Genomic DNA, 13,325 nt, shown 5'->3' on the forward strand with positions numbered 1-13,325 from the left:
GTGCTACCTACGTTTTTTACAAAAAAGTTGCAATAGGACTACACATCAGAGATTAGTTTGGGTATAGTCCACAGTTGAAAGCGAGAGGGTAATGTATGCGACGCAAAATAATCGCTGGCAACTGGAAAATGAATGGTCAGCTGCAGCAAGTAATTCAATTAACAACTCAGCTAAAAGAATTGCTGGACTTTAATTGTCATGCTCAAGTTATCATCATGCCTCCCGCTATTTATATCCCGCAAGTAAATGACTTACTTGCAACGAGTGCTATTGAGATCGGTGCGCAAAATGTTTATCCAAAAGATTTTGGCGCATACACGGGCGAGATATCGGCGCCCATGTTAAACGAGTTTAATTGCCATTATGTTTTAGTCGGCCATTCAGAACGAAGACACGGCTTCCACGAAGATGAAAATTTTGTGGCGCAAAAATTCCACCATGTAAAAGAACATGGTATGATACCTGTTCTTTGCGTAGGTGAAACGCTAATTGAGCGTGAAAAAAACCAAACAGAACAAGTAATTGCCAAGCAATTACTTGCTGTAAGTGAACAGGGCATAAATTGTTTTCAAAATTGTGTTGTTGCTTACGAACCTGTTTGGGCTATAGGTACAGGAAAAACTGCATCGCCAGAACAAGCGCAAGAAGTGCATCAGTTTATTAGAAAGCTGATTGCAGATATAAACAGTAGTGATGCTGAGTGTTTATCGCTTCTTTATGGAGGCAGTGTAAACGAAAATAATGCAAGGGCACTATTTGCTATGCCAGACATTGATGGTGGTTTAGTAGGTGGTGCATCGTTGAATGCGAAACAGTTTGTGGAAATTATCAAATGTATCAATTGATATTAATGATTCATGTTGTTGTTGCTGTAGTCTTAATTGGCTTGGTTCTTATTCAGCATGGTAAAGGTGCTGATATTGGTGCCGCTTTTGGTTCTGGTGCTTCAAATACATTATTTGGTAGTCAGGGAACCGGGAGCTTTTTATTTAAATTAACAGGCGGTTTGGCGCTGACATTTTTTGTCACCAGTCTCTTGTTATCTTATTTAGTATCGATACAATACCAAAAAGCAGAACAACAAGCTGCTCCGCAACAAACAAGCGTACCGGTGAATTCAATTCCAGTGCCTGTTGATAGTAGCAGTAGTAGTGATAAGACTAAATAATAGATATACGATTTATAAAGAATAAAATTAGTAGAAAGGTCAATAGACCCTAATAAAGAATTGCCGAAGTGGTGGAATTGGTAGACACGCCGTCTTGAGGGGGCGGTGGCGTAAGCCGTGCCGGTTCGAGTCCGGCCTTCGGCACCATTTAATCCGTGCAAGGTGAAATAATGCTATCTCAATACTTACCCGTTCTTGTGTTTATAATTATCGGATTAGCGCTGGGTCTAGTGATGTTAGGCGCCGGTTCCTTGCTGTCAAAACACAGTCCTGATGCCGCCAAAAATGCGCCTTATGAATGCGGTTTTGGCGCCTTTGAAAGCTCCCATATTCCTTTTGATGTACGCTTTTATCTTGTTGCAATTCTTTTTATTATTTTTGACTTGGAAACGGCATTTTTCTTTCCATGGGCTTTGGCCTTGCGCAAAATAGGTTGGTTTGGTTTTGCTGGAATGATGTTGTTTCTCGGTTTATTAGTTATTGGTTTTATTTACGAATGGAAGCGTGGCGCTTTAGAGTGGGAATAATTTACAAGCGCGGATTATAGTTTAACGAATCGTAACTCTACACAGTTTATCCAAAGGAAGGTGAATGGCTCGCTGGTTAGTACCATATCCCAGAGAGGCTTAGCTAAGTTTGGTAAAGCTCTGAAGCGTTGCGAATGTTTTTTTCATTAATATTTAACTGCTTAGAGGCTAGCTATGGCGGTTGCAGAATTGCAAAAAAAATGGCTTTGTGACGACTTCGGTCGAAAAACTTGTTGGATGGGCACGTAGTGGTTCTATGTGGCCTATGACCTTTGGTTTGGCATGTTGTGCTGTCGAAATGATGCACGTTGGCGCTGCGCGCTATGACTTGGATAGATTTGGTATTATTTTCCGTCCCAGTCCTCGTCAATCGGATGTCATGATCGTTGCGGGTACCCTATGCAACAAAATGGCGCCTGCTTTACGTAAAGTTTATGATCAAATGCCAGAGCCGCGCTGGGTCGTTTCCATGGGTTCTTGTGCTAATGGTGGTGGATATTACCATTATTCTTATTCAGTGGTCCGCGGATGCGATCGCATTGTTCCTGTTGACGTTTATGTGCCTGGCTGTCCTCCAACAGCAGAAGCACTGCTTTACGGCATTATTCAATTACAGAATAAAATCAGACGTAAAAACATATTAGAAGCGTAAGCTCATCAAAGGTGCAAATTAGATGACAAAAAATGATTATTTGGTTGAAAAACTAAAGACTGAATTGGCAAGTCATATGAATGCTGTGACTGTTGCTTACGATGAAGTAACTATTGAATGTGACGTTGTCAATTTAAAAACATTAATGTTGGAACTGCGTGATTTAGACGCATTTTCTTTTGACCAGCTTATTGATCTTTGCGCGGTGGATTATTTGCTTTATGGCGAATATGACTGGGAAACTGATTCTGCAACCGAGAATGGTTTTTCGCGTGGTGTAGAGCGTCAAGACGCTAAAGCATATACCTTGGACAAGCCCCGTTTTGCCGTGGTTTACCATTTGTTGTCAACCAACAAAAATCATCGCGTGCGCGTTAAAGTCTTTGTTGATGAAAAACATTTAATCGTTCCATCGGTACATCATATATGGAAAGGCGCAAATTGGTTTGAGCGCGAGGCTTATGATTTATATGGCGTCTTATTTGAAGGACATCCAGATCTAAGACGTATTTTGACGGATTATGGCTTTATTGGCCATCCATTCCGTAAAGATTTCCCTCTGAGTGGTCAGGTTGAAATGCGTTACGATGCAAAATTGCAAAAAGTTATTTACGCACCTGTTGATATAGTGCCCAGAATTCTGGTGCCTAAGGTTATTCGTAATGATAACCGTTATATTGTTGATAAGAAGGGCGAATAATGATCGAATTAAAGAATTATACTTTAAACTTTGGCCCACAACATCCCGCCGCACATGGGGTATTGCGTTTGGTTCTCGAACTTGAAGGTGAAACAATAGTTCGCGCCGATCCACACATTGGCTTATTACATCGCGCAACTGAAAAATTAGCAGAAACAAAACCTTATATTCAAAATATTGGTTATATGGATCGCCTAGATTACGTATCCATGATGTGCAATGAACATGCCTACGTTAATGCCATTGAGAAATTATTAGGTATTGAAGTACCCGTGCGTGCCCAATATATTCGTACGATGTTTGATGAAGTAACTCGCATTCTAAATCATCTTTTATGGTTAGGTGCGATTGCCTTAGATATTGGTGCGATGACCGTATTTTTATACTGTTTTCGCGAGCGCGAAGATTTGTTCGATTGCTACGAAGCAGTATCTGGCGCGCGCATGCATGCTACATATTATCGCCCAGGTGGTGTCGCGCGTGACTTACCAGACACTATGGCACAATACAAAGCATCAAGATGGCATAGTGAACGCGAAGTGGAAAAACTTAACGAAGATCGCTGTGGCAGTTTGCTTGATTTCTTATGGGCGTTTACAGAACGGTTCCCACGCTGTGTTGACGAATATGAAACCTTATTAACAGATAACCGAATTTGGAAACAGCGTACAGTCGATATCGGCGTTGTGTCTCCAGAAGAGGCCTTACAATGGGGCTTCACTGGGCCGATGTTGCGCGGTTCAGGCATTGCTTGGGATTTACGTAAAAAACAAAGTTATGCGGCTTATGATAAGGTAGATTTTGATATTCCAGTGGGCAAAACTGGAGATTGTTATGATCGTTATTTGGTTCGCGTCGAAGAATTAAGACAATCAAATCGCATTATCAGACAATGCATTGAATGGCTGCGGAATAATCCTGGGCCTGTTCGTGTTGATGACCATAAAATTACACCACCACGTCGCGTTGAAATGAAACATGATATGGAAGCATTAATCCATCATTTTAAATTGTTCACAGAAGGCTTTTGCTTACCACGTGGTGAAGTATATAGCGCAGTTGAAGCCCCTAAAGGTGAATTTGGTATTTACATGGTATCTGACGGTGCGAATAAACCATATCGGCTGAAAATTCGTGCGCCAGGATTTGCGCATTTATCCAGCTATGATGAAATGGTGAGAGGGCATATGCTTGCCGATGGTGTCGCAATTTTAGCAAGTCAGGATATCGTGTTTGGTGAAATAGATCGTTAATTCCTCTCAGCCCAACTCGGATTGGTTGAAACAAAGAATTGCAATTTAAATTAATAAAGGTTTAAAAATGTCTGATAATTCAGCAAAAATATTACATCAGTTGGTGTCGGCGCAAAGAATGCAGGACATAGATCATTGGATAGCTAAGTATCCCGCAGATCAAAAACAATCAGCCGTAATGAGTGCTTTACGTATTGTTCAGGAAGAGCACAATCATTTGACTATGGAATTAATGGATGCCATTGCTGATTATCTTGAGATGCCTCCGATCGCGGTTTACGAAGTTGCTAGCTTCTATACCATGTATGAGCATAAGCCTGTGGGTACGCATTTAGTTAATGTATGCACCAATATATCATGCATGCTGCGTGATTCGGCAGGTGTAGTTGATCATCTGCAAAAAAAATTGGGTATCAAATTAGGCGAAACCACAGATGATGGACGTTTTACTTTAAGATCTGTTGAATGTTTAGGTGCTTGTGTTAATGCGCCAATGATGCAGGTGGACAAAGATTATCATGAAAATCTGACTCCTGAATCGATAGACAAAGTGTTGGAACAATACCAATAAAAGATAGAGGTGGTTGCCGTGGTCGAATTAAATCAAGTTTGTTACCGAACAGTTCATTTACCAGAGCCTTGGACTCTATCTGCTTATGAAAGTGTTGGTGGGTACAGTGCCTGGAGAAAAATATTAAAAGAACAAACTTCCCCACAATTAATTATTGATGAATTAAAAACTTCAGCTTTACGGGGTCGTGGCGGCGCCGGATTCCCTACAGGGTTAAAGTGGAGTTTCATGAATCGCAATTCGCCCGTACAAAAATACGTTGTATGTAATTCAGATGAAGGTGAACCAGGTACCTGTAAAGATCGGGAAATCTTAGCTTTAAATCCGCATCAATTAATTGAAGGTATGGCGATTGCTGGATATGTTATGGGTTCCTCTGTTGGCTATAACTACATCCGTGGCGAATTTTGGTTGCCCTACGAACGTACGGAAGCGGCTTTAAAAGAAGCGTATGCTGCTGGATTATTAGGTAAGAATATTTTAGGCTCTGGGGTCGATTTTGATTTATACAATCATTTAGGTGCAGGGGCATACATTTGTGGTGAAGAAACCGCATTACTGAATTCTTTGGAAGGGAAAAAAGGTCAACCCCGCTTTAAACCACCATTTCCTGCCAATTATGGCCTATACGGTAAGCCCACAACAATTAATAACACGGAAACTTTTGCGTCAGTACCCGTGATTATGGAAAAAGGTGGTGAGTGGTTCTTAAAATTGGGTAAACCCAATAATGGTGGCACGAAGTGTTTTAGTGTTAGCGGCCATGTTAATAAGCCTGGGAACTTCGAAATTCCACTTGGGACACCATTTAAGACTTTACTCGAATTGGCTGGTGGGGTTAAAGGTGATCGTAGAATTAAGGCAGTAATTCCTGGTGGTAGTTCCATGCCAGTTCTTCCCGGCGATGTAATGATGGGGCTGGATATGGACTACGACAGTATTCAAAAGGCTGGCTCAGGATTAGGTTCAGGTGCGGTAATTATTATGGACGAAACCACCTGTATGGTTGATGCCCTTTACCGAATTTCAGAATTTTATATGGACGAGTCTTGCGGTCAGTGTACACCTTGTCGCGAAGGAACTGGATGGTTGGTGCGTTTATTACACCGAATCAAAGAGGGTCATGGAGAGCCTGGTGATATAGAAAAATTAGTCAATGTTGCGGATAACATCGAAGGACGTACCATTTGCGCACTAGGTGAAGCAGCTGCTTGGCCGGTACAAAGCTTTGTTAAGCATTTTTATAATGAATTTGACTACTTCATTAAGCATAAACGCTCCATCGTTGCAGCATAATTAGAAGGTTTTAACCATGACAACTACTATTGAAATCGACGGTAAAACATTTGAAGCAGAAAACGGTAAAATGATTATCGAAGTTGCCGATGAAGCGGGCATTCATATCCCACGTTTTTGCTATCATAAGAAACTATCCGTAGCCGCAAACTGCCGTATGTGCCTGGTTGAAGTGGAAAACGGTAGAAAGCCTGTTCCCGCCTGTGCTACACCCATTACCAATGGGATGAAGGTATTTACCAAATCAGAACAAGCAATACACTCGCAAAAAGTGGTTATGGAGTTTCTCCTAATTAATCATCCACTGGATTGTCCTATATGTGATCAAGGTGGTGAGTGTGAGCTGCAAGATGTTTCTATGGGCTTTGGTCAAGACGAGTCGGAATATGCTGAAACGAAGCGCTCTGTGCATGATGATGATTTAGGTACGCTCATTTCTACAGAAATGACACGTTGCATTCACTGTACACGCTGCGTGCGTTTTGGCGAGGAAGTTGCTGGACTTAGAGAATTAGGTGCGACAGGCCGTGGCGAAAACATGCAAATTGGCACTTATGTACAACACTGTATGAAGTCTGAAGTATCCGGCAATATTATTGATTTATGCCCAGTTGGTGCATTAACGTCTAAACCTTATCGGTTTACGGCCAGAGCCTGGGAAATGACCCAGCATGATAGTGTTGCTCCTCATGATTGTTTAGGCTCCAATGTGTATTTACATACGCGTAGAAATGAGTTGATGCGTGTTGTGCCAAAAGAAAACGAATCAATTAACGAAACTTGGTTATCAGATCGAGACCGTTTTAGTTATTTAGGCTTGAAAAGTCAGACACGCGCGAGCAAACCTCAAATCAAACGCAATGGTCAGTGGGAGGTTGTTGATTGGGAAACTGCCTTAAAATTTACTGCCGATGGTTTAAGCCGTGTTATTAAGCATAGTGGCGGTGAGCAAGTAGCTGCTTTTGCCTCCAGTTCTTCTACTTTAGAAGAACTCTATTTATTGCAAAAATTAATGCGTGAAATTGGGGTGCACAACCTAGATCACCGCTTGCAACAGACTGACTTCAAAGATCAAAACAGCCAAGCAACAACACCAAGCAGTTCTCTATCTTATGCTGAAATAGAAAACCAAAATGCAATCGTGCTCATTGGATGTAATATTGATCGGGAAGTGCCTTTAGCTGGTGTACGTGTACGCAAAGCTTTTCGTAATGGTGCTAAAGTCTATGCGATTAACCCTATAGATTTTGAATATAACTTTGCACTGCAACAGCGTTTTGTTATTTCGCCTTTGGAAATGCCAATGCAATTGGCCAAGCTTACCTTAGCTCTGGCTGATAATTTAAAATCATTGCATGAAGAAGTACAAAAACTATTAATTGGGCTTGAAGTTGATGAAGCAACATTACATGTTGCGCAAGCACTGAAAGCGGAAAAGGCATCTTTAATTACTGGGGCGTTATGTGAAAATCATCCTGAAGCGGCGTTACTACGTACTTTAGTACATTTAATTGAAAAATTAAGCGGTGCCAAAGTACTTAGATTGACTAGTGGTGCTAATACAGCGGGTGCATGGATGGCTGGGATGGTTCCGCATAGAACGACAGCGGGTAAGGTCGATCCTAACGCCGGTTTAGATGTGCAGTCTGCATTAAATGCTAGATTAAAAGCTTACTTTTTAATGGGCGTAGAACCTGGTTTTGATTTTGCTAATCCCTATGGTACACGCCAATCGATGCTTGGTGCTGAATTTGTGGTTTTAATGTCTGCTTACCAGCATGAGTCAATGCATGACTATGCGGATGTCATTTTGCCCGTAGCCCCTTATGCAGAAACTTCCGGAACATATATTAATGTTGATAATACTTGGCAAACAGTAAAGGGCGCCCTCACTCCTTATGGTGAATCCCGACCTGCTTGGAAAGTGTTACGTGTACTGGGAAATTTATTTCACTGTAAAGACTTTGAATATACCTCGACAGAAGACATTTTGTCCGAAGTAAAGGACTTTGTTACTCTTGCTATTAAGCAAGATTATGCGCCATATTATCCTGAGAGCTTACCAGTAATTAACCAATCTTTAATTCGGGTGGGTGAATGGCCACTTTATCGTGTTGATTCGATTGTTAGAAATGCCAAAGAGCTGCAATTATGCGCAGCGGCTGATTCAGCATGCATACGTATTAACCCTATAACTGCAGATAGATTGCAATTAGACGAAATTGCTACTGTATCTCAGGGTGATATTGAGATAACATTGCCGCTTAAACGTGATGAGCGCATTGCGGTAGATGTTGTATGGGTAGCAAATGCAATGCCTGAGACAGTTGATTTAGGTCATTCATTTGCTGCAATAACTATTAAGCGCTAGGCAGGTAAGAAAAATGCTGCATGACATTAGCATACTAATTTGGGTTGTTCTTAAAATACTGGTAATTGTTGTTCCATTACTATTGTGCGTTGCTTTAATAACTTATTTTGAGCGTAAGGTAATTGGCTTCATTCAAGTACGTATTGGTCCTAATCGTGTCGGTTTTAAAGGTTTGTTACAACCAATTGCTGACTTGGTTAAGTTGATTACCAAGGAAATTATTGTTCCGACACGATCCAATAAGTACCTTTTTATTATCGCGCCACTATTTGCTTTGGTACCCTCTTTGGTAGGTTGGGCTGTGATTCCATTTCAAGAAGGAATTGTTTTGGCAAATATCAATGCCGGCATTCTGTTTGTTTTTGCGATGAGTTCATTAGGTGTTTATGGGGTTCTAATCGCTGGCTGGGCATCCAATTCTAAGTATGCGATGTTAGGTGCATTGAGAAGTACCGCTCAGACAGTCTCCTATGAAATTGCTATGGGTTTTGCGCTAGTAGGTGTATTACTTGCCGCAAACAGTATGAATCTTACTGATATTGTTAATTCCCAACGCGGTGGAATTCTTCATTGGTGGTTTTTGCCATTACTGCCCTTGTTTTTAGTCTTCTGGATTGCTGGAATTGCTGAAACCAACAGAGCACCTTTCGATTTGGCTGAGGGTGAGTCCGAGATCGTCGCCGGTTTCCATGTGGAGTATTCTGGAATCGGGTTCGCATTATTCTTTATGTCTGAATATGCTAGCATGGTGCTTATTTCTGTATTGCTGAGTATTATGTTTTTGGGCGGTTGGATGTCTCCTTTTGAAGGGATCCCTGTTTTAGAAAATATATTCTTTGTCGTGCCAGGTTTTGTTTGGTTACTCGCGAAAATCAGCTTTTTCCTCTTTGTATATTTGTGGGTAAGAGCGACTTTTCCACGTTATCGTTATGACCAGCTTATGCGTTTAGGCTGGAAAGTACTCATCCCGGTTACCATTGTTTGGATTATCGTGACGGCCTTGATGGTTGTTGCGCACGTTAAACCTTGGTTTTGATGGTTAAAAGAGAAGCCGATGAAAAAAGTATATCAAAATATAAAATATTATGTCCGAAGTTTCCTTTTACTGGAGCTCCTTTCTGGTTTAAAGCTAACGGGTAGATATTTCTTTAAGAAAAAAATAACGGTGCAGTTCCCCGAGGAGCAAACGCCTATTTCACCACGTTTTAGAGGCTTGTTGGCTTTGCGTCGTTATCCTAATGGTGAAGAGCGTTGCATCGCTTGCAAATTATGCGAAGCAGTCTGCCCAGCATTAGCCATTACAATTGAGTCAGAACCTCGTGAAGACGGCTCTCGCCGTACGACACGCTATGATATTGATATGTTTAAATGTATTAATTGCGGTTTGTGTGAAGAATCCTGTCCAGTTGATTCCATCGTAGTTACACCAATACATCATTACCATATTAGTGAACGTGGCCAAAACATCATGACCAAAGAAAAGTTACTGGCTCTTGGTGATTTGATGGAACCACGACTTGCAGCAGATAGAGCTGCTGATGAAAAGTACCGATAACGGGGTAAGATATGCATGACTTATTAGTTCAAACTATTTTTTATGTTTTCGCCGCTTTAACAGTTGGTTCTGCATTAATGGTTATTACACAAAATAACCCTGTGCGTTGCGTTTTGTTTCTGGTGTTAACATTTTTTACAAGTTCAGTATTGTGGATATTAGCTGAGGCCGAGTTTCTTGCTTTGATCCTTGTTCTTGTTTATGTCGGCGCAGTTATGACCTTATTTCTTTTCGTGGTCATGATGCTTAATATTGATATTGAATCAATGCGGGGGCACTTTAAACGGTATTTGCCTTTTGGTTTAATTCTGGTTGCCCTCCTGACGGGACTTTTAATGGTTGCGACACCTGCGGGAACATTTAAAGATAATGTTGAGCGGCAACAAAATGCGGGTCAACCTATTTTAATACAACAAGGCCGTACATCGGAGCTTAAAACTGAGCCACAGCTAATTGAAATGTCAAATACAGAAGCGCTGGGCATGGTTCTTTATACCGATTATTTCTTGGCTTTTGAGCTTGCTGCCGTACTGTTATTGGTTGCCATTGTCTCGGCAATTACTTTAGTACACCGTGGTCCAAGACAATCTAAGAGACAAGATATTAAGCAACAGATTATGACTCGTCGTGATGAGCGGGTTAAATTAGTTAGTATGAAAGCAGAAAAATAAGTATTGAGGAATACTATATGATACCGGTTAATAATTACCTGATATTAGGTGCAATCCTATTTGGCTTTGGTCTTATAGGCGTGATGCTAAATCGCAGAAATATAATTTTGCTTCTTGTTTGTATTGAGTTGATGCTCCTTGCAGTTAACACTAATTTTATTGCATTTTCACATTATTATAATGGAATTGCTGGTCAGGTTTTTGTCTTTTTTATTTTGACAGTTGCGGCTGCAGAAGCGGCAATTGGTTTGGCCATAGTGATGTTGCTTTATAGAAATCGTGGCAACATAGACGTAGATAAGATGAATCATTTAAAAGGTTAACATTGTGAGTATACAACAACTTTGTCTGATAATTGTTTTAGCTCCTCTTGTAGGATCTATTGTTGCTGGTTTTTTCCGCAATCAAATAGGCCGTGTTGGAGCTCATACAGTCACTATTTTGGGCGTTAGTATTTCTTTTGTCGCCTCACTGTACATTGCCTGTCAGCTTTTTTCTGGTTCGATTCCATCAGAGAATACGCTTTTATATCATTGGGCTACTGGTGGTGCATTAATTCCATACGAATTTAATTTAGGATTTTTAATTGACCCATTGACAGTGGTCATGCTGCTAACTGTTAATTTCGTGTCGCTATTGGTGCATATTTATAGTATTGGCTACATGGCTGATGATGATGGTTATCAGCGCTTTTTTAGTTATATTTCCTTGTTTACCTTTATGATGTTGATGCTGGTAACTTCAAACAACTTCTTACAATTATTCTTTGGCTGGGAAGGTGTAGGACTTGTTTCTTACTTACTTATTGGTTTTTGGTATCAAAAAGAATCGGCAATTGAAGGAAGTCTTAAGGCTTTTCTTGTTAACCGAGTCGGAGACTTTGGCTTCGTCATTGGTATTGCGTTAATTTTCGCCTACACTGGAAGTCTTGATTACGCTACTGTGTTTCAAAGTGCAAATTATCTAGCGAGTCAAAATATTGAATTATTTCAAGGGCACCCCTGGTCGGTAATGACGGTTATCTGCTTAGCGCTTTATGTTGGCGCTATGGGTAAATCTGCACAGGTACCTTTACACGTGTGGTTACCTGAATCAATGGAAGGTCCAACACCTATTTCGGCACTAATCCATGCGGCAACTATGGTGACGGCTGGGGTGTTTATGATCGCACGTATTTCACCTTTAATCGAATTATCAACAACTGCGTTAAGTGTTGTATTAGTTATTGGTGCCACAGGGGCGCTATTTACCGGCATCTTAGCTTTAGTCATGAATGACATTAAGCGTGTGGTTGCATATTCTACTTTATCACAATTAGGCTACATGATGGTCGGTATGGGGGCTTCAGCTTATAGTGCCGGTATGTTCCATCTTTTAACGCACGCCTGTTTTAAGGCCTTGCTCTTCCTTGGCGCAGGTTCGGTTATTATAGGGATGCATCATGAGCAAGATATGCGTAAAATGGGTGGTTTGTGGCGCAAAATGCCTATTACCTATGTGACATATATTATTGGTAGTTTAGCTCTGTGCGCTATTCCTCCGTTTGCAGGGTTTTATTCAAAGGATACCATTATTGAGGCGGCACAACTGTCACAAATTCCAGGCAGTAGTTATGCTTATTTCTGCGTGGTCGTTGGTGCTATGGTTACCGCGATTTATACTTTTAGGTCATTCTTTATGACATTCCATGGTAAGCCGCGTATGGATGAACATACTTTTGATCATGTACATGAATCGCCATGGGTAGTGTGGTTGCCTTTAGTCGTGCTTGCCATCCCTTCAGTTATACTAGGTTATGTACTGTATATGCCGATGCTCTTTGATAAGCCAACAATATTGAGTTCTTCATTGTTCATCCTGCCGCAACATAATGTGTTGGCAGAGCTTGCCCATGAAATTACGTCCCCATTTGCAAGTATGCTACATTCAGTTTACTCGCTGACATTCTGGCTGACATTGGCCGGTGTGCTTGTAGCCTGGATTTGCTATATTGCTGTGCCATCTATTCCTGGTTATCTTGCGCGTCATCTGACTTTTATTTACCGCTTATTGGTTAATAAATATGGTTTTGATGCCTTGAACAATCTGCTTTTTGTAAAGGGCGCTAAGGGGCTTGGTAGTGCGTTCTACAGTATTGGTGATCAGAAGTTAATTGATGGGTTGGTCGTTAATGGCAGTAGTCGACTGGTTAGATGGTTTTCCAGTAAAGGTCGTGCCATACAAAGTGGTTATCTGTATCATTATGCAGCAGTCATGGTGTTTGGATTATTAGGATTTTTGTGCTGGTTGATACTAGGCTGAATATAAGGTGAGGGTATGCATTATTTGCTCAATTTACTAATTTGGTTGCCGATAATAGGCGGTGTTTTTGTCCTTCTCTCTGGAGATGATCGTAGCCCGAATATTTCGCGTTATTTGGCTTTATTTACAGTAGTACTTTGTTTACTACTTTGTATACCTTTAGTCGCAGGTTTTGACACTAAGGTATTGGGTATGCAATACTTGGAGGAATTCGCGTGGATGCCTGCTCTAGGTATTAGCTATAGTCTTGGTATCGATGG

14 protein-coding genes, 1 tRNA gene and 1 pseudogene are annotated in these 13,325 nt (G+C 41.0%); all 16 read left to right on the forward strand.

Annotated features, from left to right (window positions below):
* Nucleotides 1-95: 95 nt before the first annotated feature.
* Nucleotides 96-845 (forward strand): triose-phosphate isomerase, encoded by a 750-nt coding sequence (tpiA, locus tag LDG_RS16755; protein ID WP_006872644.1) that lies wholly within the window; start codon nucleotides 96-98, stop codon nucleotides 843-845.
* Nucleotides 833-1,168, forward strand: a complete 336-nt coding sequence (gene secG, locus LDG_RS16760; protein ID WP_006872645.1) for a preprotein translocase subunit SecG — start codon at nucleotides 833-835, stop codon at nucleotides 1,166-1,168. Before tpiA ends, secG begins: the two co-directional genes overlap by 13 nt.
* 62 nt (nucleotides 1,169-1,230) lie before the next feature.
* Nucleotides 1,231-1,315, forward strand: a tRNA-Leu gene (locus LDG_RS16765).
* 23 nt (nucleotides 1,316-1,338) lie between these two features.
* On the forward strand, nucleotides 1,339-1,695 hold the full coding sequence (locus tag LDG_RS16770) for an NADH-quinone oxidoreductase subunit A (protein ID WP_040536384.1): 357 nt from the start codon (nucleotides 1,339-1,341) through the stop codon (nucleotides 1,693-1,695).
* A 181-nt stretch (nucleotides 1,696-1,876) separates the two neighbouring features.
* Nucleotides 1,877-2,347 carry a NuoB/complex I 20 kDa subunit family protein gene (locus LDG_RS16775; RefSeq protein WP_006872647.1) on the forward strand — a complete coding sequence of 157 codons (471 nt, stop codon included), beginning with the start codon at nucleotides 1,877-1,879 and terminating at the stop codon, nucleotides 2,345-2,347.
* Between the two features lie 22 nt (nucleotides 2,348-2,369).
* Complete coding sequence (locus tag LDG_RS16780; protein ID WP_006872648.1) at nucleotides 2,370-3,047, forward strand: NADH-quinone oxidoreductase subunit C; 678 nt, start codon at nucleotides 2,370-2,372, stop codon at nucleotides 3,045-3,047.
* Complete coding sequence (locus LDG_RS16785; RefSeq protein WP_006872649.1) at nucleotides 3,047-4,300, forward strand: NADH-quinone oxidoreductase subunit D; 1,254 nt, start codon at nucleotides 3,047-3,049, stop codon at nucleotides 4,298-4,300. Before LDG_RS16780 ends, LDG_RS16785 begins: the two co-directional genes overlap by 1 nt.
* Nucleotides 4,301-4,367: 67 nt before the next feature.
* On the forward strand, nucleotides 4,368-4,871 hold the full coding sequence (gene nuoE, locus LDG_RS16790; RefSeq protein WP_006872650.1) for an NADH-quinone oxidoreductase subunit NuoE: 504 nt from the start codon (nucleotides 4,368-4,370) through the stop codon (nucleotides 4,869-4,871).
* Nucleotides 4,872-4,889: 18 nt separating this feature from the next.
* Nucleotides 4,890-6,167: an NADH-quinone oxidoreductase subunit NuoF gene (nuoF, locus tag LDG_RS16795; RefSeq protein ID WP_006872651.1), complete on the forward strand. Its 1,278-nt coding sequence runs from the start codon at nucleotides 4,890-4,892 to the stop codon at nucleotides 6,165-6,167.
* Nucleotides 6,168-6,183: 16 nt separating this feature from the next.
* Nucleotides 6,184-8,538: an NADH-quinone oxidoreductase subunit NuoG gene (gene nuoG / locus LDG_RS16800; protein ID WP_006872652.1), complete on the forward strand. Its 2,355-nt coding sequence runs from the start codon at nucleotides 6,184-6,186 to the stop codon at nucleotides 8,536-8,538.
* Nucleotides 8,539-8,551: 13 nt separating this feature from the next.
* Nucleotides 8,552-9,574 carry an NADH-quinone oxidoreductase subunit NuoH gene (gene nuoH, locus LDG_RS16805; RefSeq protein WP_006872653.1) on the forward strand — a complete coding sequence of 341 codons (1,023 nt, stop codon included), beginning with the start codon at nucleotides 8,552-8,554 and terminating at the stop codon, nucleotides 9,572-9,574.
* An 18-nt stretch (nucleotides 9,575-9,592) separates the two neighbouring features.
* Entirely contained in the window at nucleotides 9,593-10,093 is a 501-nt protein-coding gene (gene nuoI, locus LDG_RS16810; protein ID WP_006872654.1) for an NADH-quinone oxidoreductase subunit NuoI, read from the forward strand.
* Nucleotides 10,094-10,104: 11 nt separating this feature from the next.
* On the forward strand, nucleotides 10,105-10,764 hold the full coding sequence (locus LDG_RS16815; protein ID WP_006872655.1) for an NADH-quinone oxidoreductase subunit J: 660 nt from the start codon (nucleotides 10,105-10,107) through the stop codon (nucleotides 10,762-10,764).
* Between the two features lie 17 nt (nucleotides 10,765-10,781).
* Nucleotides 10,782-11,087, forward strand: a complete 306-nt coding sequence (gene nuoK / locus LDG_RS16820; RefSeq protein ID WP_006872656.1) for an NADH-quinone oxidoreductase subunit NuoK — start codon at nucleotides 10,782-10,784, stop codon at nucleotides 11,085-11,087.
* Between the two features lie 4 nt (nucleotides 11,088-11,091).
* Nucleotides 11,092-13,065, forward strand: coding sequence for an NADH-quinone oxidoreductase subunit L (nuoL, locus tag LDG_RS16825; RefSeq protein ID WP_006872657.1), 1,974 nt, complete (start codon nucleotides 11,092-11,094; stop codon nucleotides 13,063-13,065).
* 15 nt (nucleotides 13,066-13,080) lie between these two features.
* Nucleotides 13,081-13,325, forward strand: a pseudogene (locus LDG_RS16830) (NADH-quinone oxidoreductase subunit M); the annotation flags it as partial.

The sequence above is a fragment of the Legionella drancourtii LLAP12 genome (assembly GCF_000162755.2).
Classification (GTDB): Bacteria; Pseudomonadota; Gammaproteobacteria; order Legionellales; family Legionellaceae; genus Legionella; species Legionella drancourtii.